Annotated in this window: 27 protein-coding genes; 17 read left to right on the top strand and 10 right to left on the bottom strand. The window is 62.3% G+C overall.

Translation table 11 applies throughout. From position 1 onward, the window contains the following. Positions 1-20: 20 nt before the first annotated feature. From O3298_RS06955 to O3298_RS06940, 4 genes are read right to left on the bottom strand one after another with little or no spacing between them, the layout of a single operon-like run. Complete coding sequence (locus O3298_RS06955; protein WP_305058849.1) at positions 21-2,069, bottom strand: sodium:solute symporter family protein; 2,049 nt, start codon at positions 2,067-2,069, stop codon at positions 21-23. Further along, positions 2,066-2,380, bottom strand: a complete 315-nt coding sequence (locus tag O3298_RS06950) for a DUF4212 domain-containing protein (protein ID WP_099666354.1) — start codon at positions 2,378-2,380, stop codon at positions 2,066-2,068. Before O3298_RS06950 ends, O3298_RS06955 begins: the two co-directional genes overlap by 4 nt. Then, a complete protein-coding gene (locus O3298_RS06945; protein ID WP_369811495.1) occupies positions 2,373-3,899 on the bottom strand; it encodes a sensor histidine kinase N-terminal domain-containing protein in 1,527 nt (508 codons plus the stop codon). Before O3298_RS06945 ends, O3298_RS06950 begins: the two co-directional genes overlap by 8 nt. Positions 3,900-3,901: 2 nt before the next feature. Next, on the bottom strand, positions 3,902-4,636 hold the full coding sequence (locus O3298_RS06940) for a response regulator transcription factor (RefSeq protein WP_034746066.1): 735 nt from the start codon (positions 4,634-4,636) through the stop codon (positions 3,902-3,904). Between the two features lie 240 nt (positions 4,637-4,876). Between O3298_RS06940 and recA the strand changes: the two genes are divergently transcribed. The 6 genes from recA (at position 4,877) to O3298_RS06910 (ending at position 10,475) form a co-directional block, all read left to right on the top strand. Then, positions 4,877-5,983: a recombinase RecA gene (gene recA, locus O3298_RS06935; RefSeq protein ID WP_071321836.1), complete on the top strand. Its 1,107-nt coding sequence runs from the start codon at positions 4,877-4,879 to the stop codon at positions 5,981-5,983. A gap of 138 nt (positions 5,984-6,121) precedes the next feature. After that, entirely contained in the window at positions 6,122-6,577 is a 456-nt protein-coding gene (gene recX, locus O3298_RS06930; RefSeq protein ID WP_289900142.1) for a recombination regulator RecX, read from the top strand. Positions 6,578-7,092: 515 nt separating this feature from the next. Next, positions 7,093-7,653 (top strand): DUF2889 domain-containing protein, encoded by a 561-nt coding sequence (locus O3298_RS06925; RefSeq protein WP_077408684.1) that lies wholly within the window; start codon positions 7,093-7,095, stop codon positions 7,651-7,653. Positions 7,654-7,731: 78 nt separating this feature from the next. Continuing rightward, complete coding sequence (gene sucC, locus O3298_RS06920) at positions 7,732-8,901, top strand: ADP-forming succinate--CoA ligase subunit beta (RefSeq protein ID WP_034788653.1); 1,170 nt, start codon at positions 7,732-7,734, stop codon at positions 8,899-8,901. A gap of 13 nt (positions 8,902-8,914) precedes the next feature. Next, the gene (gene sucD, locus O3298_RS06915; protein WP_034746085.1) at positions 8,915-9,796 is read left to right on the top strand and encodes a succinate--CoA ligase subunit alpha; all 882 of its coding nucleotides are present in this window, start codon (positions 8,915-8,917) and stop codon (positions 9,794-9,796) included. Between the two features lie 214 nt (positions 9,797-10,010). Next, positions 10,011-10,475 (top strand): pilin, encoded by a 465-nt coding sequence (locus O3298_RS06910; RefSeq protein ID WP_092608610.1) that lies wholly within the window; start codon positions 10,011-10,013, stop codon positions 10,473-10,475. A gap of 21 nt (positions 10,476-10,496) precedes the next feature. On the opposite strand, the gene O3298_RS06905 is transcribed toward O3298_RS06910, so the two are convergent. Further along, complete coding sequence (locus O3298_RS06905) at positions 10,497-11,219, bottom strand: flagellar brake protein (RefSeq protein WP_305058847.1); 723 nt, start codon at positions 11,217-11,219, stop codon at positions 10,497-10,499. Positions 11,220-11,382: 163 nt separating this feature from the next. Here O3298_RS06905 and O3298_RS06900 point away from each other — a divergent pair, with 163 nt between their 5' ends. Continuing rightward, a complete protein-coding gene (locus O3298_RS06900; RefSeq protein WP_369811494.1) occupies positions 11,383-11,760 on the top strand; it encodes a DUF6713 family protein in 378 nt (125 codons plus the stop codon). 12 nt (positions 11,761-11,772) lie between these two features. Here the strand turns inward: O3298_RS06900 and moaC are convergent, their stop codons facing one another. Next, on the bottom strand, positions 11,773-12,279 hold the full coding sequence (moaC, locus tag O3298_RS06895; protein WP_305058845.1) for a cyclic pyranopterin monophosphate synthase MoaC: 507 nt from the start codon (positions 12,277-12,279) through the stop codon (positions 11,773-11,775). Between the two features lie 196 nt (positions 12,280-12,475). Here moaC and O3298_RS06890 point away from each other — a divergent pair, with 196 nt between their 5' ends. Next, entirely contained in the window at positions 12,476-14,065 is a 1,590-nt protein-coding gene (locus O3298_RS06890; RefSeq protein WP_305058844.1) for a M48 family metallopeptidase, read from the top strand. A gap of 3 nt (positions 14,066-14,068) precedes the next feature. Here O3298_RS06890 and O3298_RS06885 read toward each other — a convergent pair whose 3' ends face one another. The 4 genes from O3298_RS06885 to O3298_RS06870 form a co-directional block, all read right to left on the bottom strand. Beyond that, positions 14,069-14,659, bottom strand: coding sequence for a DUF2946 family protein (locus O3298_RS06885; protein WP_305058843.1), 591 nt, complete (start codon positions 14,657-14,659; stop codon positions 14,069-14,071). Next, positions 14,652-15,677 (bottom strand): YheT family hydrolase, encoded by a 1,026-nt coding sequence (locus O3298_RS06880; protein WP_305058842.1) that lies wholly within the window; start codon positions 15,675-15,677, stop codon positions 14,652-14,654. The genes O3298_RS06885 and O3298_RS06880 overlap by 8 nt, the downstream gene beginning before the upstream one ends. Continuing rightward, a complete protein-coding gene (locus tag O3298_RS06875; protein WP_034780622.1) occupies positions 15,677-16,102 on the bottom strand; it encodes a nuclear transport factor 2 family protein in 426 nt (141 codons plus the stop codon). Before O3298_RS06875 ends, O3298_RS06880 begins: the two co-directional genes overlap by 1 nt. A 76-nt stretch (positions 16,103-16,178) precedes the next feature. After that, positions 16,179-16,373 (bottom strand): zinc-finger domain-containing protein, encoded by a 195-nt coding sequence (locus O3298_RS06870; protein ID WP_034780619.1) that lies wholly within the window; start codon positions 16,371-16,373, stop codon positions 16,179-16,181. Between the two features lie 258 nt (positions 16,374-16,631). Between O3298_RS06870 and O3298_RS06865 the strand changes: the two genes are divergently transcribed. From O3298_RS06865 to O3298_RS06825, 9 genes are all read left to right on the top strand, one after another. Then, the gene (locus tag O3298_RS06865; RefSeq protein WP_099668344.1) at positions 16,632-17,366 is read left to right on the top strand and encodes an AzlC family ABC transporter permease; all 735 of its coding nucleotides are present in this window, start codon (positions 16,632-16,634) and stop codon (positions 17,364-17,366) included. Continuing rightward, positions 17,359-17,709, top strand: a complete 351-nt coding sequence (locus O3298_RS06860) for an AzlD domain-containing protein (protein ID WP_034780613.1) — start codon at positions 17,359-17,361, stop codon at positions 17,707-17,709. Before O3298_RS06865 ends, O3298_RS06860 begins: the two co-directional genes overlap by 8 nt. A gap of 77 nt (positions 17,710-17,786) precedes the next feature. Continuing rightward, positions 17,787-18,998 (top strand): phosphoglycerate kinase, encoded by a 1,212-nt coding sequence (locus tag O3298_RS06855; protein ID WP_099666365.1) that lies wholly within the window; start codon positions 17,787-17,789, stop codon positions 18,996-18,998. 113 nt (positions 18,999-19,111) lie between these two features. After that, positions 19,112-20,560 carry a pyruvate kinase gene (gene pyk / locus O3298_RS06850; RefSeq protein WP_305058841.1) on the top strand — a complete coding sequence of 483 codons (1,449 nt, stop codon included), beginning with the start codon at positions 19,112-19,114 and terminating at the stop codon, positions 20,558-20,560. Between the two features lie 180 nt (positions 20,561-20,740). After that, entirely contained in the window at positions 20,741-21,805 is a 1,065-nt protein-coding gene (fba, locus tag O3298_RS06845; RefSeq protein WP_289903317.1) for a class II fructose-bisphosphate aldolase, read from the top strand. A 104-nt stretch (positions 21,806-21,909) separates the two neighbouring features. Next, positions 21,910-22,803 (top strand): phosphoribosylaminoimidazolesuccinocarboxamide synthase, encoded by an 894-nt coding sequence (locus tag O3298_RS06840; protein WP_099666367.1) that lies wholly within the window; start codon positions 21,910-21,912, stop codon positions 22,801-22,803. 1 nt (position 22,804) lies between these two features. Further along, positions 22,805-23,302, top strand: a complete 498-nt coding sequence (gene purE, locus O3298_RS06835) for a 5-(carboxyamino)imidazole ribonucleotide mutase (protein WP_289900147.1) — start codon at positions 22,805-22,807, stop codon at positions 23,300-23,302. Positions 23,303-23,317: 15 nt separating this feature from the next. Further along, on the top strand, positions 23,318-24,514 hold the full coding sequence (locus tag O3298_RS06830; RefSeq protein ID WP_305058840.1) for a 5-(carboxyamino)imidazole ribonucleotide synthase: 1,197 nt from the start codon (positions 23,318-23,320) through the stop codon (positions 24,512-24,514). Next, on the top strand, positions 24,511-25,530 hold the full coding sequence (locus O3298_RS06825) for an L-threonylcarbamoyladenylate synthase (protein ID WP_305058839.1): 1,020 nt from the start codon (positions 24,511-24,513) through the stop codon (positions 25,528-25,530). Before O3298_RS06830 ends, O3298_RS06825 begins: the two co-directional genes overlap by 4 nt. Positions 25,531-25,699 lie beyond the last annotated feature (169 nt).

Below are 25,699 nucleotides of genomic sequence, written 5' to 3'. Positions count from 1 at the left end.
CCCATGGTCGGGACGCGTTGTTATTCCGGCGCCCGGATATGCTCGACCAGCCCCGTGCTGCGGCGCCCAGGCGCCGGCGTCAGCCAACTGACCAGTACGGCGGCCGCCAGGCCGGCCGGCACGCCGAAGATGCCGGCGGAAATGGGCGCGATATGAAACCATTGACCGCTGGCATTACCGCCCAACATTGTGCTCGTGTGCAGCATGTAATACAGGCACACGCCAAAGCCCGCCAGCATGCCGGCCAGCGCGCCCTGGTGGTTGGCGCGTTTCCAGAACACGCCCAGCACCAGCGGCGGAAACAGGGTCGAGGCGGCCAGGGAAAAGGCCACGCCCACGAGCGACAAAATGTCCGCCGGCTTTTGCGAGGCCGCATAGGCGGCGATGAAGGCCACGGCCAGCAGCAGCAATTTCGAAATCGTCACGCGCTTTTGCGTCGAGGCGGTGGGATCGACCACCTTGTAATAAATGTCGTGCGACAGGGCGTTCGAAATGGCCAGCAGCAAGCCATCGGCCGTCGACAGGGCGGCAGCCAGGCCGCCGGCCGCCACCAGGCCGGAAATCACGTAGGGCAGGCCGGCGATCTCGGGCGTGGCCAGCACCAGCACGTCGGCATCGATGGAAATTTCCGCCAGTTGCACGATGCCGTCGCGGTTGACGTCGACGATGCTGATCAGGGGGCTGAGCTTGTCCACGTTGGCCCAGTAAGATACCCAGGTGGGCAGGTTCGTGTATTGCGTGCCCACCAGCGCCGAGTAAATATCGTACTTGACCAGCACGGCCAGTGCGGGAATCGTGAGGTAGATCAACAAGATGAAGAACAGGGTCCAGAAGACGGACACGCGCGTTTCGTGCACGGACGGCGTGGTGTAGGATCGCATCAGGATGTGGGGCAGGGCGGCCGTGCCCAGCATCATGCAGAACACGAGGGCTAGGAAATTGTTGCGCTTGATGTCGGATTGTTCCCGGTCGGCGGCGGGAAACGGCTGCGCGTGCGGAATGATCGGCTCGGCGCGTTTCTGGTTCTGCGCCTGCGCCGCCTGCCACAGCACGCGTGCCTCGTCCGGACTTTTCGGATAGGCGATCAGGTAACGCTCCGCGTTGCGGATGTCGAGCAGCGAAGCATTGCGCTGGCGCAAACTATCGAGCTGGCGCTGGGCCGTCAGATGGCCTTGTTCCCAGGAAGCAGGCAAGCCGTCGATGCGCGCCTGGTAGCTTTGCGCGCGCTGGCGGAAGATGGCGCGCACTTCGTTTTCTTTCGGGTCCGTTTCCAGCACGTGTTCGCGCGCGCTCAGTTGCGGCAGCACCTTGCCGTAGGCGATCTGCGGCACGGGATTGTCCGCATGCTTGACCGACAGCCACATGGCGGGAATCAGAAAGGCGACGAGGATGATGATGTACTGCGCCACCTGCGTCCAGGTGATGGCGCGCATGCCGCCCAGAAAGGAGCAGACGAGGATGCTGGCCAGGCCCAGGAAGATGCCGACGGAAAAATCCACGCCCGTGAAGCGCGAGGCGATCAGTCCGACGGCATAGATCTGCGCCACCACATACGTAAACGAGACGATGATGGTGGCGGCCACGGCCACCACGCGCACGCTGGCCCCCCGTTTGTCGGTGCCGCTGCCGTAGCGGGCGGCGAGGAAATCGGGAATCGTGTACTGGCTGAACTTGCGCAGGTAGGGCGCGATCAATAGCGCCACCAGGCAATAGCCGCCCGTCCAGCCCATGATGAAGGCCAGGCCGTCGAAGCCGTTCAGGTACAGGCCGCCGGCCAGGCTGATGAAGCTGGCCGCCGAAATCCAGTCGGCGGCCGTGGCCATGCCGTTGAACATGGCCGGCACCCGGCGTCCCGCCACATAGTATTCGGTGACGTTCGAGGTGCGGCTGATGACGCCGATGGTGGCGTACAGGGTGATGGTGACGAGCATGAACAGGTAGCCGATCCACGCGCGCGGCATGCCTTCCTGTTCCAGTACCGACAGGGCCAGCAGGAAGGCGGCGAAACCGGCGGTAAACAGCAGGTAGTAGCGGCACAGGCGCGCAAAGAAGCTGCGCTGGCCGCTCATGCTTGCTCCTCGGCATGAAAAGCCCGGTCGAGGCGCCGCATGCGCCAGGCATACAAGGCGATGATGGCCAGGTACACGAGCGAGGCGCCCTGGGCTGCCATATAAAAGGGCAGCGGCCAGCCGAACAGATTCAAATGCAACAGTTCACGTGCATAGAACACGGTCAGGAAGCCCGTCAGCAGCCAGACCAGCAGCAGGATGGCCGTCAGGCGCCGCGTCTTGCGCCAGTGCACATCGAGGCGCGCCTGCAGCTCGGGGCTGGGCGTGCGCGCCGGCCGCGCGGGGGGAGCGGGTGGGCTCGGCTTATCCATACGTGATGTCATCCTCTTCTGGCGCGTCCGGCAACAGCAGGGCGATGCTCAGGCGCAGCAGGGTGCCCGGCAGCTTCGGCGACTGCGCGCGCGGATTGTTAAAAATATCGACTTCGGCGCCATGCTGCTGGGCAATTTCGCGCACGATGGCCAGGCCCAGTCCGCTACCGTCAACATTACTGCCGAGAATGCGGTAAAAGCGTTCGAACACGTGTGCCCGCTCCGCCTGCGGTATGCCGGGGCCCGTATCTTCCACTTCCAGGATGGCCAGTTCCAGGGTGCTGCGCACGCGCACCGTGACGCTGCCGCCAGCCGGCGTGTAGCGCAGGGCATTGTCGATCAGATTGCTCAGCAGTTCGCGCAGCATCATGGCATTGCCGGAAATCATGATCGAATACGCGGGCTGTTCGAAGCCCAGGTCGATATGCTGGGCAAACGAGGCTTGCACCCAGTCTTGCACCACGCCGCGCGCCAGTTCGCTCAACTCGATCGGTTCGAACGCCGTGCCGGCCTGCGGCTGGTTTTCCGCGCGCGCCAGGGCCAGCAACTGGTTCACCAGGCGCGTGGCCGCTTCCGAACTTTTCGCCAGTTGCAGCAGCGAGCGGTGGATTTCGTCGTGGTCGGTCTGGCGCAGGGCCAGCTCGGATTGCATGCGCATGCCGGCCAGCGGCGTTTTCATCTGGTGCGCGGCATCGGCGATGAAACGTTTCTGCATGTCGATCGACAGTGACAGCCGCGCCAGCATCTCGTTGAGCGAACCGACCAGCGGCGTGATTTCCTCGGGCACCTGGCCCGATTCGATGGGCGACAAATCGTCGGGCGGGCGGGCGCGTATGCGCTCCTGCAATTGCGCCAGCGGCGACAGGCCGCGCGCCAGGGCAAACCAGACCAGAGCCAGGATCACGGGCAGGATGATGAACTGCGGCAAAATCACGCCCTTGATGATTTCATTGGCGAGCTGGGCGCGCTTTTCCAGGGTTTCCGCCACTTGCACCAGCGCGCGGCTGGGTTCATCGTCGTTGCCGGAAGGAATGTCGAGATAGCTGAACGCCACGCGCACGGGCGTGCCGTGGATGGTGTCGTTGCGAAACAGCACCATGCCGCTGCGGTATTTGTCGGGGTCTTGCGGCGGCGGCAGATCGCGGTCGCCGTTCAGGTATTCGCCGCGCGGGCCCACCACCAGGTAATACAGAGTGTCGACATCGTCGCCGCGCAGGAAGTCGCGGCCCTTGCCGTTTTTGTCCGGCACGTGGCGCAGCATCGCGCCATCGGCTTGCTTGACCTGCTGCGTCAGCACCGTCACGCTGTCTTCCAGCGCATGGTCGAACGGTTGATTGGCGATGCTCTTGGCCACCAGATAGGTGATGGCGATGCTCATCGGCCACAGCAGCAGCAAGGGCGCCAGCATCCAGTCGAGGATTTCGCCGAACAGCGAATGCTCGATGGTGTCATCCTGCTCCGTGGTGGGCGGCTCGAACCAGTCGTCGTCGTCCGCCTCGTCCGCTGGCGCCTCGCGCACCTTCACTTGCTGGCGGGGCCGCTGGCCGGGCTTGCCGATTCGCCCGCTTCGGCGTTCAGGCGCGCCGCTTCCGAGTATTTTTCCAAACAATAGCCGAGGCCGCGCACGGTGGCGATGCGCACGCCGCCCACTTCGATCTTCTTGCGCAAGCGGTGGACATACACTTCGATGGCGTTGTTCGATACTTCTTCGCCCCATTCGCACAGGTGGTCGACAAGTTGCTCTTTTGAAACGAGGCGGCCCGTGCGGCCCAGCAGGATTTCCAGCAAGCCCAGTTCGCGCGCCGACAGGTCCAGCATCTGGTCGTTGATGTAGGCGCTGCGCCCCACCTGGTCGTAGCTGAGGGGGCCGTGCTTGATGATGGTGGCGCCGCCGCCGGCGCCGCGGCGGGTCAGGGCGCGCACTCTTGCCTCCAGTTCCGACAAGGCGAACGGCTTGGCCATATAATCGTCGGCACCGAGGTCGAGGCCATTCACGCGTTGCTCGATGGAATCGGCGGCCGTCAGGATCAGCACGGGAAGCAGCGAGGCGCGCGCGCGCAGGCGGCGCAGCACTTCCAGCCCGGACATCTTGGGCAAGCCCAGGTCGAGGATCAGCAAGTCGAATTCCTGGGTGGACAGGGCCGTATCGGCCTCTTGCCCGGTCTTGACGTAATCGATCGCATAACCGGACTGGCGCAGCGAGCGGGTCAGGCCATCGGCCAGCACGCTGTCATCTTCGGCAAGTAAAATACGCATGGTGCACTTCCTATGCTTGCGACGGTAGAAGCTTGTATTGTGTTTCATTTTCCGCAAGGTGGCGAATTTTTGTGAAAAACAGGGTTGTATTGATCTGTTTCAAAACAAATCCACGTTCCGCTTGCATTGATCACTGTTTTTTTATACAGTACTGTCTGTGTAAAGAATTTAACCCACTGGCGCTATCGCAGGCCGACCGATTCACGTGAATCGTCGACTGTAGAACGGCTGAAAGAACATATGGACGATAAAAAAGCTGTAGTACCCGCATCGGAAAAAGCCAAGGCGCTCGCCGCCGCACTGGCGCAGATCGAGAAGCAGTTTGGCAAAGGTTCGGTCATGCGCATGGATGCCAGCGCACCGATCGAAGAAGTGCAAGTCGTGTCGACCGGTTCGCTCGGCCTCGATATCGCGCTGGGCGTGGGCGGCTTGCCGCGCGGCCGCGTGGTGGAGATCTACGGCCCGGAATCGTCGGGTAAAACCACCCTGACCCTGCAAACCATTGCTGAAATGCAAAAACTGGGCGGCACCTGCGCCTTTATCGATGCCGAGCACGCGCTCGACGTCGGTTACGCGCAAAAGCTGGGCGTGAACCTGCATGAATTGCTGATCTCGCAACCGGATACGGGCGAGCAGGCGCTGGAAATCTGCGACGCCCTCGTGCGTTCGGGCAGCGTCGACCTCGTCGTCATCGACTCCGTGGCCGCACTGACGCCACGCGCCGAGATCGAAGGCGACATGGGCGATTCCCTGCCGGGCTTGCAAGCCCGTTTGATGTCGCAAGCCCTGCGCAAGCTGACCGGCTCCATCAACCGCACGAATACCCTGGTCATCTTCATCAACCAGATCCGCATGAAGATCGGCGTGATGTTCGGCAGCCCGGAAACGACCACTGGCGGCAATGCACTGAAATTCTACGCCTCCGTGCGCCTGGATATCCGCCGTACCGGCTCGATCAAGTCCGGCGATGAAGTGATCGGCAACGAAACCAAGGTCAAGGTCGTCAAGAACAAGATCGCGCCGCCGTTCAAGGAAGCGCACTTCGACATCCTGTACGGCGCCGGCACCTCGCGCGAAGGCGAAATCCTGGACCTGGGCTCGGATGCCAAGATCGTGGAAAAATCCGGTTCGTGGTACAGCTACAACGGCGAACGCATCGGCCAGGGCAAGGACAACGCCCGCGCCTTCCTGCAAGAGCGTCCGGCGCTGGCCCGCGAGATCGAAAACAAGGTCCGCGCTTCGCTGGGCGTGCGCGAACTGCCGCCGCTGGCTGCTGAAAAGCCGGAAAAAGCGGATAAAGCTGCCGACAAGGCTGCCAAGGCTGCGGAAGCCAAGGCCGCCGAGTAAGCGACAGTGGCGGGGCCAGCCTGGCCCGCCGGCGGCAGCTTGCCGCACAAAAAAGTTCTACAATGATTGCCGCCCTGCGCCTGTGCGCCTGGCGGCAATTGTGTTTTCAGTCCGGTGTGGTAAAGATGGGATATGGGTATGGCAGCGGTACAACTAAGCCTGAAAGGCAGGGCGCTACGCTTTCTGTCGATGCGCGAACACAGCCGCATGGAATTGCGGCGCAAGCTGCAGCGCCATGCGCAGGAAGGCGACGATGTGGAAGCCTTGCTCGACAGCCTGGAGCAAGCCAACTGGCTGTCGCAGGAGCGTTTTTCCGAGTCGCTGATCCACCGCCGCTCGGCCCGTTTCGGCAATAGCCGCATCATGGCGGAATTGCAAAGCCATGGCATCGGGGGCGAGGCGCTGCAGGAACTCAAGGCGGGCCTGGCCGAAGGGGAAGTGGCGCGCGCCTGCGAAGTGTGGCGCCGCAAATTTGGTGCAGTGGCGCAGGATGCCGAGCAGCGCAACAAGCAGATGCGCTTCCTGATGCAGCGCGGCTTTTCGCAGCGCGCCGTGCAAGCGGCCTTGAAGGGGCGGGAGCCCGAGGACGACTAGGCGGCTGGCGCGCTTCTGCGTGCTTTCGTGCCGTGCCGGCGGCCCGCTCTGGCCGCGCTGTGTTCCATCTACAACAGTCCGCACGATGCCCTGCTTGCGTGCGCGGGCCAGTCGGCCTTGCTGTTTGTCCATGTTTTCTTTGCAGGATTCTGCTTCTGTCATCGCCCTGTCAAGCCAGCGGCGTATTGTTGCGCTGCACGTCGTGAGTGCTGCCTGTGCCGTGCGATCTCGGCGCGGTGGCGGCAACTGGATGCGGCTCGCGGCTCCAGGTGCGCATATCTATCATCACTGAATGTGATAACAGCGTAAATTTCCATGTGCTTTCTTTATACTTTGAAATGTTTTTATCGAGGCAATGAAAAATTATGTTGCGGCGCAACCAGCGCCCAGTGTGCTACACTTTTAGGGTTTTTGCGGCGCCGCAGGTGCGGTTGCTGTTCGTAGAAGCTGCGAACAGAGTGCTTTAGGCACATGGCTGCTTACTAAATTATGGCCGCGCAAGCGGCATCGGTCTTATGCCCCTGTCAACTCCCGTATCCCGGCGCGCCCTCCGGCACTCCCGCGTTATCGACGTCCAAGCGTATGTGCGCGACGACGGCCTGTGGGATATTGACGCCCGTATCACCGATATCAAAAGCTACGACGCGACCCTGGCCTCCGGCCCCCGTCCCGCCGGCTCCCCCCTGCATGACCTCCACTTACGCATTACCGTCGATCGCGAACTGACCATCGTCGAGGCCGAAGCCGCCTCCGATGCCGTGCCCTATCCCGGTTTTTGCGATACCATCGGCCCCGCTTACAGAGCGCTGATCGGTTTGAATTTATTGAAGAATTTCCGCCGCGACTTGAAACAGCGCCTGGCGGGAATCGCCGGCTGTACCCATTTGACCGAACTGGCGCAAGTCTTGCCGACTGCGACGGTTCAGGCATTTGCCGGCGATGTCTGGTCGACCCGTGACGGTGCGAATGCTGACTTGTCGCATGAAAAGCCGTTTCAACTCGACAAATGCCACGCCCTGCGCACCGATGGCGGGGCGGTTGCACAGTATTACCCGCGCTGGGTAGCCAAAGCGTGACCCCGGCGCTCTGTTTTTCCTGTTTTTTTTGCACCACTAACCGTATTTTTACACATCAGTATCAGAAGGGAAGCCAGCATGAAAATCCATGAGTATCAAGCCAAAGAAATCCTCCGGCAATTCGGAGTGACGGTACCACGCGGTATTCCGTGCATGTCCGTCGAAGAAGCCGTCAAGGCTGCGGAAACCCTGGGCGGCCCGGTGTGGGTTGTCAAGGCGCAGATCCACGCAGGTGGCCGCGGCAAGGGCGGCGGCGTGAAAGTGGCAAAATCGATGGAACAGGTCAAGGAATACGCTGACCAGATCATGGGCATGCAGCTGATCACGCATCAGACCAGCGCCGAAGGCCAGAAAGTCAACCGCCTGCTGGTGGAAGAAGGCGCCGACATCAAGCAAGAACTGTACGTTTCGCTGGTCACCGACCGCGTTACCCAGAAAATCGTCCTGATGGCGTCGTCCGAAGGCGGCATGGACATCGAAGAAGTGGCCGAGAGCCACCCAGAGAAGATCCACCACGTCACCATCGAGCCGAGCGTTGGCCTGACCGATGCCCAGGCAGACGACATCGCGACCAAAATCGGCGTGCCTGCCGGTTCCATCGTCGACGCCCGCGTCAACCTGCAAGGCCTGTACAAAGCATACTGGGAAACCGATTGCTCGCTGGCCGAAATCAATCCGCTGATCGTCACCGGCAGCGGCAAAGTCATCGCCCTGGACGCCAAGTTCAACTTTGACCCGAACGCCCTGTTCCGTCATCCGGAAATCATCGCCCTGCGCGACCTGGACGAAGAAGATCCAGCTGAAATCGAAGCGTCGAAATTCGACCTGGCCTACATCTCGCTCGACGGCAACATCGGTTGCCTGGTGAACGGCGCCGGCCTGGCCATGGCCACCATGGACACGATCAAACTGTTCGGCGGCGAGCCAGCCAACTTCCTGGACGTCGGCGGCGGCGCCACGGCAGAAAAAGTGACCGAAGCGTTCAAGATCATGCTGAAAAACCCAGGCCTGAAAGCCATCCTGGTGAACATTTTCGGTGGCATCATGCGTTGCGACGTGATCGCCGAAGGCGTTATCGCCGCGGTGAAAGCCGTTTCGCTGAACGTACCGCTGGTGGTGCGCATGAAGGGCACCAACGAAGATCTGGGCAAAAAGATGCTGGCCGATTCCGGTCTGCCTATCATCGCAGCCGACACCATGGAAGATGCAGCCAAGAGCGTCGTTGCCGCCGCTGCCGGTCAAGCTTAATTAAGGAATCAACATGTCCATTCTGATCAATAAAGATACCAAAGTTGTTACCCAAGGGATCACCGGCAAGACCGGCCAGTTCCACACCCGCGGTTGCCGCGACTACGCGAACGGCAAAGCTGCCTTCGTGGCAGGCGTGAACCCGAAGAAAGCCGGCGAAGATTTCGAAGGCATTCCTATTTTCGCTAACGTTACCGAAGCGAAAAAAGAAACCGGCGCCAACGTTTCCGTCATCTACGTGCCGCCAGCAGGCGCGGCAGCGGCGATCTGGGAAGCTGTCGAAGCTGAAATGGATCTGGCCATTTGCATCACCGAAGGCATTCCTGTCCGCGACATGATGGCTTTGAAAGACCGCATGGCCAAAGCCAACAGCAAAACCCTGCTGCTGGGCCCTAACTGCCCAGGCTTGATCACGCCAGACGAAATCAAGATCGGCATCATGCCAGGTCACATCCACAAGAAGGGCCGTATCGGCGTCGTTTCGCGTTCGGGTACCCTGACCTATGAAGCAGTGGGTCAGCTGACCGCACTGGGCTTGGGACAATCGTCGGCAGTCGGCATCGGCGGCGACCCGATCAACGGTCTGAAGCACATCGACATCATGAAGATGTTCAATGACGATCCAGATACCGACGCGGTCATCATGATCGGCGAAATCGGTGGTCCAGACGAAGCCAACGCGGCTTATTGGATCAAAGACAACATGAAAAAACCGGTCGTTGGCTTCATCGCCGGCGTAACGGCTCCTCCAGGCAAGCGCATGGGTCACGCCGGCGCGCTGATCTCGGGCGGTGCCGATACGGCACAAGCCAAGCTGGAAATCATGGAAGCTTGCGGCATCACCGTCACCAAAAACCCGTCGGAAATGGCGCGTCTGCTGAAAGCCATGCTGTAATTCCAGCCCGGTCACCGCAGTACAAAAAAGGAGCTTCGGCTCCTTTTTTTTTGTCCGCAAGACAGGCCGCATCCCGGCCCAGGACGACGGCGCTGGTCCGAACCGGCCAAAATGTGTCGCTTTTCTTTCCACGTGTGCCGCCGCTGCCCGGGCGCGCCGCTGGCATGGCGCTTGCACCATGCACGGCGTGAGCAATGCACAATGGGAGGATACGATGCGCGCGCAAAGCGGATTTACCCTGATAGAACTGATGATCGTGGTGGCCATCGCCGGCATCCTGGCGGCCGTGGCCATTCCCCAGTATGGCGACTACACGATGCGGGCCAAGGTCAGCAATGTACTGGCGGCCGCCGCGCCGCTGAAGACAGCCGTGGCCCTGTGCGTGCAGGAAAACGGCGGGCTGGCTACCGCCTGCAGCACGCCCACCCAGGCCGTGCCCAGCGCCATCCCCGTGTTCAGTGCCACGCGCGAAGTGGCCAGCGCCACAGTGGACAAGGGCGATATCGTGCTGACCCTGGCGGCCGACCTGGGCACGGGTATCGGTGGACAAACCGTGACGATGACCATGAAGCCGGGGACGAGCAGCCTGACCTGGTTCAATAGCACCACCGTCACGAATGCGGCAGCGAAGGAAGCGATTACCAAAAACAACATTCCCGACGTGACGCCGACCCTGTAAGCAAGGCTTGCTGGCAGGGTGTCAGACGATTTTTTGCCGGTCCGCGATCAGCGCTTCATAGGTGAGGTTTTGCAGCAGCGTGTAGTGGGTCGGTTCCAGGTCGATGAATTGCACGCCATACGTATAGATTTCCGTCACCTCGGCGGCGTGGCCATTCGATGGTTTGCCCACGCTGACGTTCTGGATGCGCGCGCGCGTGTTGACGCGCATCTGATGCTTGTTCGGCTGCACCAGCAGGGTAAAACTGAGGGCTACGCCGTCGTCGTCCGGCGTGAGCATGCTGGGCGCCTCGATCAGCGCGCCCGAAACGCTGAGGTTGACGATGAACACGGGCACGGCCGCCACGTCGCGGTAGCTGAGCTGCGCCGGGATGTCCACTTTGACGCGCATCGCCGTGCGCAGGCTGGTGCCCTGGATGGCGTCGGGAAAGCTCAGGTGGACATAATTGAGCGGACGGCCAAAGATGCGCAGCACGCTGCAGGAAAATGAACACACGGTGACGCCGGAAAACACGCGGATGGTCAGTTTGTCGCCTTCGTTGAGCATGATGGCGGCGCCGTTTTCCATGGGAATCTTGACGATCAGGTACTCGTCTTTCACATAGCCGATCAGGGTCGAGAAATGCTGGATGGGTTTGATGGTGCGGTGCGTGATGAACTGGATGCGTCCACCCACCTGCAGATTCATGGCCTCGAATTCGAAGTCCTGGAGCTTGGTTTCTGCGGTAGGCTTGTTGCTTGTCATGCGATGCTCATCTGGATATGGACGACTCGCAGTATGCATGATTTCTTGATGAAAAAGCATTTATATCAATGAAATTCATATTGGCATCGAAAAATGCCATGCACGCGTGGCGGTGCAGGACTCAGGCTTTACAATTGCATCAATATTGACGAATGTAAATCTTATGCCGCGAAGCTACTTCTGGACCATGTTGTTCTTGATCTTGCATCAAATCGACGCTGCCTACTGGAAAGAGTGGGAGATGTTTCATGTGCCGGGCGGTGTGCAGGGTTTTCTGGTGTTTAACCTGGCGGCGATTGCCCTGGTGCTGGCCGGTTACCGGCATGTGCTGCTGGCCACCCCGCAGGCGAGCCTGTATGCGGCAGTGTGCGCTGCGCTGGGTGTGGGAACGTGTTTGATCCACGCCGGCTTCGCGCTGGCAGGGCAGGAACAGTTCCACTTGCCCCTGTCCGTGGCCATCATCGTGCTGTGCCTGGCATGCGCCGTGTGGCTGCTGTGCGATTTGCGCCGCGTCAAGGTGACGCGGCCAGTGCCCGCCTGAAGCGGTGGCGTCTTACACCTCGGCGTGCCAGTCGCCCGACTTGCCGCCATGTTTTTCCAGCACGCGCACGTTCGTCATGACCATGCCCCGGTCGACGGCCTTGCACATGTCGTAAATGGTCAATAAACCGATCTGCACGCAAGTGAGCGCTTCCATTTCCACGCCCGTCTTGCCCGTCGTGTCGACCTGGGCGCGGCAGTGCACGCTGTTGGCCGCCTCGTCCACTTCAAAATCGACGGTGACGCGCGTGAGGGCCAGCGGGTGGCACAGGGGAATCAGGTCGCTGGTGCGCTTGGCGCCCATGATGGCGGCGATGCGGGCGATGCCCAGCACGTCGCCCTTCTTGGCGTTGCCGGAAATGATCAATGCCAGGGTGGCGGGCTGCATGCGGATGGTGCCGGCGGCCACGGCGCTGCGGCGCGTGTCTTCCTTGCTGCCCACGTCGACCATATGGGCCTGGCCCGTGGCGTCGAAATGGGTCAGTTCCCCGGCGGGGGCTTGCTTGTCTGCTGTTGTCATGGCGTCAAAATAGGTGAGGAGTGGGGGCGCGGCACGCCTGGCCACGACGTCATGCCACTGGCATGGCGCATGCTTGTTGCGTGGGAATGGGCGCCGCGAACAAGGTATGATAGCACCCGTGAATTCAAAAACTCTTCTTCCGATCGTCCTTGAAAACGCCGGCGCGGCATGGCTGCGCAGCTCCCGGTGCGCGTCGGTGCTGGCTGCATTGTGGCTGGCGGCGCCCTGTGCGCTGGCGCAAACCTATACCTCCGCGCCTGCGGCGCCGGTTGCCAGCGTGGCGGCCAAGCCGGCCGGCAGCTGGACGCCGCTGGCCGTGCCGCCGGCGCCGAATCTGCCGAACCTGGGCGATACGTCGCGCGAAGACCTGTCGCCGGCGATGGAGCGCAAGATTGGTGAGGAAATCATGCGCGGCATCCGCGGCGACCGCGACTATCTCGACGATGCGCCCTTGCTGGAATACCTGAACACCTTCGGCAACGCCCTCGTGGCGGCGCGCCCCAGCGTGCGGGGCGAAACGAATTACGACTATTTTTTCTTTGCCGTGCGCGATCCCCAGTTGAACGCGTTTGCCTTGCCGGGCGGCTTCATCGGCGTGCACTCGGCCCTGGTGCTGGCGGCGCAAACGGAGGCGGAACTGGCTTCCGTGCTGTCGCACGAGATCGGCCATGTGGCGCAGCGCCATATCGCGCGCATGCTGGGCCAGCAGCGCCAGGATGCCCTGATGCCGCTGGCCGCCATGTTGCTGGCGGCGCTCGCTTCGCGCGCGGGCGGCGACGTGGCCATGGGCGTGTTTGCCGCCGGCCAGGGTCTGGCCATCCAGCGTCAGCTCAATTTCGGCCGCGACGCCGAACGCGAGGCGGACCGCATCGGTTTTCAGATCATGGGCGAAGCCGGTTTCGATACCACCGGCATGGTGGCCTTTTTCGGCCGCATGCAGGCGGCCAGCCGTTCGTACAGCGACCTGATGCCCGCCTATCTGCAGACCCACCCGCTGACGACCGAACGCATCGCCGACATCCAGGCGCGCATCCGCGAGCAGCCGTACAAGCAGCGTGCCGACAGCCTGAGTTTCCACCTGGCCCGAGCCCGCGCCCGCGTGCTGCAGGATGAAAGCGTGCAAGGCTTGTTGAACGCCAAGGCCCTCTTCAAGACGCAGCTGGAACAGCAAAGCCGTTTCCAGGTGACGGCCGCCCATTACGGCCTGTCTTTCGTCGCCGTCAAGCAGGGCAAGCCTGCGGAAGCGCAAAAGGAACTCGATGCGGCCAATGCGGCCCTGCACCAGCCGGCCGGGCCGAATGTGCTGACGTCGGGCGGCACGCAGGGCCCCAATTCGCTGCTGGCGGCGATGGGGCTGGAAGTGCTGTTGATGCCGGCGCAAAAGAAGGAAGTGGCGCAGCAGGCCCTGAAGGCGGCGGACGCTACGCGCCAGCAGTTTCCCCTGTCGCGCGGCATTGCCCACCAGTATGCGGAAGCGCTGATGGCTGCCGGCAAGCTGGAGCAATCCACCCTGTATTTGCGCGAGCAGGTGCAGCTCTACAAGGAGGAGCCGGAACTGTACGATTTACTGGCGAAAGCCTATGCGGACCAGGGCAAGATGACCTTGCAGCACATGGCGCTGGCTGAATCCTACGTGCTGCAGGGCGCCACCATGGCCGCGCTGGACCAGCTGACGATTGCCCGCAAATCGACGGACGCGACTTTTTATGACCAGGCCGTGATCGATGCGCGCGAGCGCGAGTTGCAGGAAAAACGCCGCGAACAGATCAAGGACCAGAAGGGTTAGCGCTTACCCGGCTTGCGGCGCCTGCTGGAAGCCGAAGGTTTGCGCTACGCTGGCATAGGCCAGCGGCTGCACGGCAATCTCCTTGCCGGCATGCAATAGAGTCAGCTTGCCCCGCTGTTCTTCCAGCCACGTCAGCAAGGCGTCGTCGCTGGCTTGCCGGCCGTCGATGCGCAGCGCGGGCAGCACCTGGGCCATGTCGCGGTCATCCACCTGCGCGACGATGTCGCCGTGGCGCAAGAGCAGCGCGCCGTTATCGCACCAATACGCTTGCTCGATCTGTTCCAACGGCGCACCCGACTGCAAGACAAAACCGTGCTGCGGGTCACTGCGGGCGATGTAGGGCGTCGCTTCCAGGTTCACATACACGCGCTGCGGGCCATTCTGGAAAAACCAGCAACCGCGTTCGTCCTGGGCGTAATTGCGGTTGATAAAGCTCAACAGGGCGGCATGGGCGATCTTGTCGCCCGGCAGTTGTTGCTGTTGCGCCTGCTGGTCGCGCATGCGCCAGTGGCCGCGCGCGTCCAGGCCCAGCCAGCCGTAGCAGTGGGGCACGTTCGGCCATTTGGCCAGGGCCTGTTTGACGAGTTCATCCATGTGGTGCGTTTTCCGTGTGAGTGCGCGCATCGCCAGCGTGACAGGTTTGCGGCGCCGATGGCGCCGTGTTGCCGCCTTCAAAAAAGTGGATCAGGCGCTGCGGCAGCCAGCGTGTGCTTCCCGGCAATTTGCCTGCCGCAAAGCCGACGTGGCCGCCGTGGCGCGGATACTCGAGGGTGACCGTCGGCGCGGCGCTGCGCGGCAGGAAGCGTCCGGGCAGGAAAGGATCATTTTGCGCATTCAGTACCAGGGTCGGCACGGTGATGTCCGGCAAGACGTGCTTGGCGCTGGCGCGGTGCCAGTAATCGTCGGCATCACGGTAGCCGTGCAGGGGCGCCGTGACGACGTCGTCGAAGGCGTGCAGGTCGCGCGCGGCCAGCATGGCGTCGCGCGCAAACAGGCCGGGAAACTGTTCCAGCTTGGCCAGGCATTTCGGTTTCAAGGTGTTCAGGAACATGCGCGTGTAGAGCCGGTTGGCGCCGGAAGACAGGGCCTTGCCCCCTTGCGCCAGATCAAGTGGGGCGGACACGGCTGCTGCCGCATCGACGAAATCGGCCTGGTGCTGCGACTGGCCCAGCCAGCACAGCAGGGCGTTGCCGCCCAGCGAGACGCCGGCCGCGTAAAACTTGCCCGTGGCGCGCGGGCGCAATGTGCGCACGACCCAGTCCACTTCCTGCGCATCGCCCGAATGGTAGAAGCGCGGCGCCAGGTTGGCTTCGCCCGAGCAGCCGCGGAAATGCGGCACGGCGCCCGACCAGCCGCGCGCGGCCACTTCGGCCATCAGGGCGCGCGCGTAATGGCTGTTCGACGAGCCTTCCAGGCCGTGGAACAGCACCACGAAGGGCTGGCCTGGCTGACCGTCGACCAGGTCGACGTCGACGAAGTCGCCATCGGGCGCTTGCCAGCGTTCGCGGCGGAAGGCCACGGCCGGCTTGGCGAGGCACACGGCTGGATAAATCGTCTGCGCGTGGCCGCCAGGCAGCCAGAGCGGGGCAGTATAGGAAAGAGACAAAGACATCAGTGCAGGATCTGCGCCCCCGTGGCGTCGGCCGGCGCGCCGCCCGGCGCGATGGAGGCATGGTGCAGCACGATGCGCCAGCCGCGCGGCGTTTTCACGTACACATTCGTTGCCAGCAGATGCGCCGGACCGCCTTCTTCCTGGGTGACGCCTTCGATCACCGTGTGCACCGAACTCATCAGGTTGTGCGTTTCATGCAGCTGCGCCGGCACGATGTGCAGGCCGCCGCCCGCCAGGATGGTTTCCCACGAGGCGCGGATGGCGGCATGGCCGATCAGGCGCGCGCCGCCCGGATGGATGCAGACGATCTCTTCATCGTCGGCCCACAGCGCCATCAGCGCTTCGAGGTCGGCGCGGTGCAAGGCATCGTAGAACGCCGCTTCGACTTCCGCGGCGCTGCCATTGAGTTCTTTCAGACGTTTCATGACGACTCCGGGCTGGTCGGTATAACTTGATACAAATAAAAACGGCGCGCTGGGGGCGCGCCGCTGGGCAGTTTTTTTAATGGTGGCCGGCGCTGGCGCCTTCCTTCAGGGTGTAGGCCGTGCCGCAGTACGGGCACTTGGCGATACCGTCCTTGTTGAATTCCAGGAACACACGCGGATGCGACGACCACAGCGGCATGGCCGGGTTAGGGCAGTGGGCTGGCAGGTCTTTACTGTCGAGTTCGACCGCTGGCTGGGTGGTTTTTGTCATCTTGTCATGCTCCGTGAGGCTGTATGGAAGGAAGTCGGCTGCTGCCAAAACCACGATTTTAACGGATTCAGGCAGACAGCAAAAATCATGGCTAAAATGGCGGCTCGATCATCTTCGGCTGCGGCGCGGGTTTTTACGGAAATATGGCAGCTGCAGCGCCACACTGACTGGATTTGCCTTGCCGGTATCGCCGTTGTCACCCTTGTCGCCACGCACCATTGTTGTGCAGTTACCACAGTACGCCTGCCGGAGCGCCGCGTGAACGCCGTCCTGGCCGCCAAGGATGACGCCCTGCTGAAAGATGCCTGGCGCGCCGGCCTGAACCTGGGTGCGCCCACCCTGCTGGGCATCGCCGCCTGGGGCATGGTGGTGGGCGTGGCCATGGTGAAAAGCGGCTTGACGGTGGCGCAGGCGGGGGCCATGACCCTGTTTGTCTTTGCCGGCTCGGCCCAGCTCGCGTCCTTGCCGCTGCTGGCCGCGCAGGCGCCCGTGTGGGTGATCTTCGCCACGGCCCTCGTCGTCAATTTGCGTTTTGTCATCTTTTCCGTGCTGTTGGCGCCCCATTTTTCCCATCTGCCGTGGCGCCAGCGCTTTGGGCTCGGCTATGTGGCGGGCGACATCACGGTGGGCCTGTTCCTGCAGCGCTATCCGCACGAAACGCCGGACCCGGCCAAGCTGCCTTTCCTGAAAGGCTTGATCTACCCCAACTGGCTGGCCTGGCAAATCGGTTCCTTCATCGGTATCGTGCTGGGCGCCGTCGTGCCGGCCGAATGGGGCTTGGGTTTTGCCGGCACCCTGGCGATCCTGTGCGTGACGGTGCCGCTGATCCTCAGCCGCGCCGCCCTGTGCGGCGTGCTGGTGGCGGGTGCGGTGGCCGTGCTGGCCTACGGCCTGCCGTATAAGCTGGGCTTGCTGGTGGCCGTCGTGGTGGGCATGGTCAGCGCCATGGCCGTGGAAGAATTGACAGAAAAATGGACAAAACGCCATGTTTGACGGCATAGACTGGGGCAGGGCCGACGTGTGGATCGCCATCGCCGTGCTGGTGGTGGCGACGGCCGCCACGCGCAGCACCTTTTGGCTGATCGGCCATCACATCACCATTCCGCGCCGCGTGGGCGAGATGTTGCGCTATGCGCCGGCCTGCGCGCTGGCCGCCATCATCGCGCCCGACATGCTGATGGAGGGGCAGCAAGTGCACCTTGAGTTGTCGAATTTGAAACTCCTGTCCGGTATTGCCGCCACGCTCTTTTTTGTGATCCGCCGCAATATGCTGCAAACCATCGTGTTTGGCATGCTGGTTTTCACGGGCTTGCGACTGTTGCACGTTTTTCAGTAAAGCAGGACAAATCGGGGATTTGCTCTGGTCATTGCGGTAAAATAGCGCACTTCCTTCCACTCGTCATCTGGATCGCCATGTCAGCTGTTCTCAACTTCATCCGTCTGCAAGATTTGATCGCCCAAAATGCACTGCAAGGCAAGCGCGTGTTTATCCGCGCCGACCTGAATGTCCCGCAAGATGACAGTGGCAAGATCACCGAAGATACGCGCATCCGCGCCTCGGTGCCGGCCATCCGCGCCGCGCTGGACGCTGGCGCCGCCGTCATGGTGACGTCGCACCTGGGCCGTCCGACGGAAGGCGAGTTCAAGCCTGCCGACAGCCTGGCGCCCGTGGCGGCACGCCTGTCCGAGCTGCTGGGCCAGGAAGTTGCATTGAAACAAAACTGGGTCGATGGCGCTGGCCTGGAAAACCTGGCTGCCGGCCAGGTCGTCCTGCTGGAAAACGTGCGCGTCAACAAGGGCGAAAAGAAAAACAGCGATGAGCTGGCGCAAAAAATGGCCAAATTGTGCGATATCTACGTCAATGACGCGTTCGGCACGGCCCACCGCGCCGAAGCGTCCACGCACGGCATCGCCAAGTTCGCGCCCGTCGCCTGCGCCGGCCCGCTGCTGGCCGCCGAGCTCGATGCATTGGGCAAGGCGCTGCACGCGCCGGCCCGTCCGCTGCTGGCCATTGTTGCTGGTTCGAAAGTATCGAGCAAGCTGACCATCCTGAAAGCCCTGTCCGACAAGGTCGATAACCTGATCGTCGGCGGCGGCATCGCCAACACCTTCATGAAAGCTGTCGGCTTGAATGTCGGCAAGTCGCTGGTGGAAGCGGAACTCGTCGAGGAAGCGAAAGCCATCATCGACATCATGGCCAAGCGCGGCGCGCAAGTGCCGATTCCCGTCGATGTCGTGTGCGCCAAGGAATTCTCGCCCACGGCCGTTGCCACCGTCAAGGACGTGGCCGACGTGGCGGACGACGACATGATCCTCGATATCGGCCCGAAAACGGCGGCCTTGCTGGCGCAGCAAATCGGCGCCGCCGGCACCATCGTGTGGAACGGCCCCGTCGGCGTATTCGAATTCGACCAGTTCGGCAACGGCACCAAGACCCTGGCCCTGGCCATTGCCGATTCGAAAGCATTCTCGATCGCTGGCGGTGGCGACACCCTGGCGGCGATTGCCAAATACGACATTACCGATAAAATCAGCTATATCTCGACGGGCGGCGGCGCTTTCCTGGAGTTCCTGGAAGGCAAGACTTTACCCGCCGTTGAAATCCTGATGCAGCGCGCCGCTTAAGGCGCTACCGTCAGCAATTCAGTACCAAGCGCAGCCTGACCGCTGCGCTTTTACCTTGCCGGGCGGTTCAGCCGCCAGGTCTTGCTCACCTTCGCTCGCGCACAAGGACTCCTATGCCACGCGGTACAAAAATCGTAGCAACAATCGGCCCCGCTTCCACCGACTTCGATATCCTGGTGAAGATGATACGTGCGGGCGTCGACGTGGTGCGTTTGAATTTTTCCCACGGCAAGGCGCAAGACCATATCGACCGCGCGGCGCTGGTGCGCCTGGCGGCGGCCGAGTGCGGCCGCGAAGTGGCCATCATGGCCGACATGCAAGGGCCGAAGATTCGCGTCGGCAAGTTTGAAAATTCCCGCATCCAGCTCGAAGCGGGCGACAAGTTCATCCTCGACGCCAAGTGGGGCGAAAACGGCGAACTGGGCAACCAGGAGCGTGTCGGCCTCGACTACAAGGCCCTGCCGCGCGACTTGCACAAGGGCGACGTGCTGCTGCTGAACGACGGCCTCATCGTGCTGATCGTCGAGCGCATCCACGGCAGCGAAATCCACACCACCGTCAAGATTGGCGGCGAATTGTCGAATAACAAGGGTATCAATCGCCAGGGTGGCGGCCTGTCCGCGCCCGCGCTGACGGCCAAGGATATGGAAGATATCAAGACGGCCATGAGTTTCCAGGCCGACTATCTGGCTATTTCCTTCCCGAAATGTGCGACCGACATGGAAATGGCGCGCCAGCTGGCCAATATCGCCGGCGAAACGTACCACCACAAGCCGATGATGATCGCCAAGATCGAGCGCGCGGAAGCCATTCCTGCCCTGCAAGAGATTCTCGACGCGTCCGACGGCATCATGGTGGCGCGCGGCGACCTGGCGGTCGAGGTGGGCAATGCGGCCGTGCCGGCCTTGCAGAAACGCATGATCAAGATGGCGCGCGCGTCGAACAAGATTGCTATTACGGCAACACAGATGATGGAATCGATGATCGTCAACGCCGTGCCGACCCGCGCGGAAGTGTCCGACGTGGCCAATGCCGTGCTCGATGGCACGGACGCCGTCATGACGTCGGCCGAAACGGCCTCGGGCAAGTACCCGATCGAGACGGTGGAAATGATGGCCGCCATCTGCGTGGAAGCGGAACAGTCCGAATACAACAAGCTCGATGCCGATTTCCTCAACGTCACGTTTACCCGCATCGACCAGTCGATCGCCTATGGCGCGCTGTTCACGGCCCATCACCTGCGCGTCAAAGCCATCGTGGCGCTGACGGAATCCGGTTCCACCGCCTTGTGGATGAGCCGCCACAGTATCGACACGCCGATCTACGCGCTCACGCCCAGTGTCACCACTTTGCGCAAAGCCGCGCTGTACCGCAATGTTCGGGCGTATCATCTGATGCAGAACGCCCCCAGCGCACAAGTGCTGAAGCAGGCGGAAGAGCTGCTGGTGGCGCAGGGCATCGTCCGCAAGGGCGACATGATCGTCGTCACCTGGGGCGAGCCGATGGGGCAGGTGGGCGGCACGAATGCCTTGAAGATTGTGAAGGTAGGCGAATTCGAGTAAAAACTGCCCAGGGCGTTGTTGCATTGCCTAGTTGTACTAGTTGTACTGCCTTCGGCAACGCGCCTAGCCCTGAGCAGTTTGTTGGACGTTCTAATTTAGTTGAAAGAATTCAGGCGCCGCCGCGGTTATTGACCACCGCGAAGCGCCGCAACGGTTTCTATTGTTATCTGGAGTATTACCATGTCTCTCGTATCCATGCGTCAACTGCTGGACCATGCTGCCGAAAACGGTTATGGCATTCCTGCTTTCAACGTCAATAACCTGGAGCAAGTGCAAGCCATCATGGCTGCCGCCGATGCGCTGAACAGCCCGGTGATCATGCAAGCGTCCGCTGGCGCGCGCAAGTACGCCGGTGAAGCGTTCCTGCGCCACTTGATCGACGCCGCTGTCGAAGCGTATCCGCACATTCCTGTCGTCATGCACCAGGATCACGGCCAGTCGCCGGCCGTCTGCATGGCCGCCATCCGCTCGGGTTTTACTTCCGTGATGATGGACGGTTCGCTGGAAGCGGACGGCAAGTCGGTCGCTTCCTACGAATACAACGTGGAAGTGTCGCGTGAAGTGGTGAAATTCTCGCACGCCATCGGCGTGACGGTGGAAGCGGAACTGGGCGTGCTCGGTTCGCTGGAAACCATGAAGGGCGACAAGGAAGACGGCCACGGCGCCGACGGCACCATGACCCGCGAGCAACTGCTGACGGACGTGGCGCAAGCGGCCGATTTCGTGCAGCGCACCCAGTGCGACGCCCTGGCGATCGCCATCGGCACCTCGCACGGCGCGTACAAGTTTACCCGCAAGCCGACGGGCGACATCCTGGCCATCGACCGCATCAAGGAAATCCACGCGCGCATCCCGAACACCCACCTGGTGATGCACGGTTCGTCGTCGGTGCCGCAGGAATTGCTGGCCATCATCCGCGAATTCGGCGGCGACATGAAGGAAACCTACGGCGTGCCAGTCGAGGAAATCCAGGAAGGCATCCGTCACGGCGTGCGCAAGATCAACATCGACACCGACATCCGCCTGGCGATGACGGCTGCCGTGCGCAAGTATCTGTTCGAGAACCCGTCGAAATTCGACCCGCGCGACTTCCTGAAGCCAGCCCGTGCCGCCGCCGAGCAAATCGTGCGCGCGCGCATGCAGGCGTTCGGCTGCGAAGGCCAGGCGTCGAAAATCAAGGTCATCACGATGGAAAAAATGGCCGAGCGCTACAAGGCCGGCGAGCTGTCGCAAATTGTGAAGTAAAATTCTGTCTGGAACGGGCCGGAAGCAATGCTCCGTGCCCGATTTTCTCGACCGGCGGGCACCCCCTGCCCGCCGGTTTCGTTTCATCCAACTATTCCCCCGCTATGAACAGCCTCTATCAGACTTCCATCCACTCCCTGCCATTGCTGGGCCACGGCAAGGTCCGCGACAACTACGCCGTTGGCGACGACAAGATCTTGATCGTCACCACGGACCGCCTGTCGGCCTTCGATGTCGTCATGAACGAGCCTATCCCCGGCAAGGGCAAGGTCCTCAACCAGATGAGCGACTTCTGGTTCGAGAAACTGGGCCACATCGTGCCGAACCACCTGACCGGCGTGGCGCCGGAATCCGTGGTGGCGCCAGAGGAAGTGGAGCAAGTGCAAGGCCGCGCCGTGGTGGCCAAGCGTTTGAAACCGATCATGGTCGAGGCAGTCGTGCGCGGCTACATCATCGGTTCGGGCTGGAAAGATTACCAAGATACGGGCAGCATCTGCGGCATCGCCTTGCCAGCGGGCTTGCAACAGGCGGAAAAACTGCCGGAGCCGATCTTCACCCCGGCAGCCAAGGCCGAGCTGGGCGAGCATGACGAAAACATCAGCTTTGCTGAAATGGAAGAGCGCATCGGTGCCGAGCTGGCCGCCAAGATGCGCGACGTCGCCATTGCCCTGTACAAGACGGCTGCCGAATATGCGGCCACGCGCGGCATCATCATCGCCGACACCAAGTTCGAATTCGGCCTGGACGACAATGGCGTCATGCATCTGATGGATGAAGTGCTGACGGCCGACTCGTCGCGCTTCTGGCCTGCCGATTCCTACCAGCCAGGCATCTCGCCGCCGTCGTTCGACAAGCAATTCGTGCGCGACTACCTGGAAACGTTGACCTGGGGCAAGACCGCGCCGGCGCCGGCGCTGCCGGCCGACGTCATCGAAAAAACCCAGGCCAAGTACTTCGAAGCCATCGAACGCCTGACGGGCGAGAAGCTGAAGGCCTGAGATGAGCGAGCACAATAAGCCGCTGGTCGGCGTCATCATGGGGTCGTCCTCTGACTGGGACGTGATGCAGAATGCGGTTGCCATCCTGAAACAGTTTGGCGTGCCGTACGAAGCGCAAGTCATTTCCGCGCACCGCATGCCCGACGAGATGTATGCGTACGCGAAAAGCGCGCGCGCGCGCGGCTTGCGCGCCATCATCGCCGGCGCCGGCGGCGCAGCCCACCTGCCTGGCATGGTGGCGGCGATGACCATCGTGCCCGTACTGGGCGTGCCCGTGCCATCGAAATACTTGCGTGGCGAAGACTCCATGTTGTCGATCCTGCAAATGCCCAAGGGCGTGCCGGTCGCCACTTTCGCCATCGGCGAAGCGGGCGCGGCGAATGCGGCGCTGACGGCCGTGGCGATGCTGGCCGCCAACGACGATGTCCTGGCCGAAAAGCTGGAAGCTTTCCGTACCACGCAAACGGCCGCCGCCAAGGCCATGGTCTTGCCTGATTAATATGTTTGAAAAATAATGAATAGTAAATCGACTTCCCCATTGCTGCCTGCCGCCCATCCATCGGCATGGCTGGGCGTGATGGGCGGCGGCCAGCTCGGCCGCATGTTTGCCCAGGCCGCACAAGGCATGGGTTATCAGGTGGCCGTACTGGAACCATCCGACGCCTGCCCTGCGGGGCAGGTGGCGCAGCGCCTGATCCATGCCGCATATGATGATGTGGCCGGTCTCGACGCCCTGGCGGCGCAATGCCTGGCCGTCACCACGGAATTCGAGAACGTGCCGGCCGACAGCCTGTCGCGCCTGGCCGAACGCGTGTTTGTTGCCCCCAACGCCCACGGCGTGTCGGTGGCGCAAGACCGCATCGCGGAAAAGCGTTTCTTTGTCGACTGTGCCGCGAAATCGGGCGTAATGCCGGCGCCGCATAGGGTCATCGCCACGCAGGACGATATCGACGCCATCGGCGACGACTTGCTGCCCGGCATCTTGAAAACCGTGCGCATGGGCTATGACGGCAAGGGCCAGTTCCGCGTGCGCACGCGCGACGACGTGCGCGCCGCCTTTGCGGAAATGGGCGAGGTAACTTGCCTGTTGGAAAAAATGTTGCCGCTGGCGTATGAAGTGTCCGTGCTGACGGCGCGCGGCGTGGATGGCCAGTCGGTCGTGTATCCGATCGCCGAAAACGTGCACCGCGACGGCGTCCTGTTTACCACTACCGTGCCTGGCCCGAACGTGTCGGACGACTGCGCCGCCAGGGCGCAGCGGGCGGCGCAAGCCATGGTCGCTGAACTCGGCTATGTCGGCGTGCTGTGCATCGAATTTTTCGTGCTGGACGACGGCAGCCTGGTGGTCAATGAAATGGCGCCCCGTCCCCACAACAGCGGCCACTACACGATGGACGCCTGCGTCACCAGCCAGTTCGCGCAGCAGGTGCGGGCCATGGCGCGTCTGCCGCTGGGCGACGTGCGCCAGCATTCGCCGGCCGTGATGCTCAACATCCTGGGCGACGCCTGGTTTGCCGGCGACAGCGATGTTGCCTGCGAACCGGCGTGGGATCAGGTGCTGGCGCTGCCGGGCGCGTGCCTGCACCTGTATGGCAAGGACGACCCGCGCCGTGGCCGCAAGATGGGCCACCTGACCTTCATCGCTGCCACCTTGCAAGAGGCGCAGCAGCGCCTGCGCGACGCTTGCCTGATCCTGGGAATCGCGCCGTGAGCGTACTTGCACACGATCTGGCAGCGGCCGCTGCCGTGCTGGAAGGGGGCGGCCTCGTCGCTTTCCCGACGGAAACGGTGTATGGCCTGGGCGCCGATGCGGAAAACCCGGCCGCCGTGGCGCGCATCTACGAAGCCAAGGGCCGGCCCTCGGACCATCCCGTGATCGTGCACGTGGCGCCTGGCGCCGACTTGGCGCACTGGTCCGACGATATTCCGCCCGAAGCGCAGCAACTGGTGGCTGCCTTCTGGCCCGGTCCGCTGACCCTGATCGTCAAGCGCGCCGCGCATATTCCCGACGCCGTGTCCGGCGGCCAGGATACGGTGGGCTTGCGCTGCCCGTCGCACCCGGTGGCTATCGCATTGCTACGCACCTTCAAGGGCGGCAAGGGCGGCCTGGCGGCGCCGTCGGCGAACAAATTCGGCAATGTCAGCCCCACCACGGCGCAGCATGTGCGCGATGAATTCGCGGCGGAACTCGCCAGCGGCTTGCTGGGCCAGGTCCTCGACGGCGGACAGAGCGATGTCGGCATCGAATCGACCATCGTCGACCTGTCGCGCCTGGCCACGCACGGTCCCGTGCTGTTGCGTCCCGGCCATATCAGCAGCGAGCAGATCGCCGCCGTCATTGGCCGCGCACCGGCTGTGGCGGACGCGGCCGCGCCGCGCGCCTCGGGCACCCTGGAATCGCACTACGCACCGCACACGCCTGTTGCGATGCAGCACAGCGACGACGTGCGCGCCACCTTGAACCGTCTGCTCAATGACGGGCGCCGCGTGGCCCTGATCCACTACTCGGATCTGCCGCCGGCCAGCGCCAGCGTGCGCCTGACAGCGACCCCGGAAAATTACGCACATGCGCTGTATGCCTCGCTGCGCACGATGGACCAGGTCGGCGCCGAGCTGATACTCGTCGAAGCACCGCCCACCGGTCCCGCGTGGCTGGGCGTGAATGACCGTCTGCGGCGTGCCGCCTTCGGTTCAAGTGGTATCTTGCAGCAATTTCTGTCCGCATAATAAAAGCCCCGCAAGGGGCTTTTTCTTGATGCAGCGCAATAGAAATGCTTGCCACGAAACATCTTATATCCTCCATAATTCAGCGGATCGCCCGGTCGCGACGGGGCGCTGGCAGTGTTGTTATTTCGTTGATTTTTAAAACATATTTTCTATACAAGCCTGAGGAACG

Source organism: Janthinobacterium sp. SUN137, assembly GCF_030587265.1.
Classification (GTDB): domain Bacteria; phylum Pseudomonadota; class Gammaproteobacteria; order Burkholderiales; family Burkholderiaceae_D; genus Janthinobacterium; species Janthinobacterium kumbetense.
The sequence above is the reverse complement of the archived record's forward strand: the minus strand, read 5'-3'. Positions and strand labels throughout refer to the sequence as shown.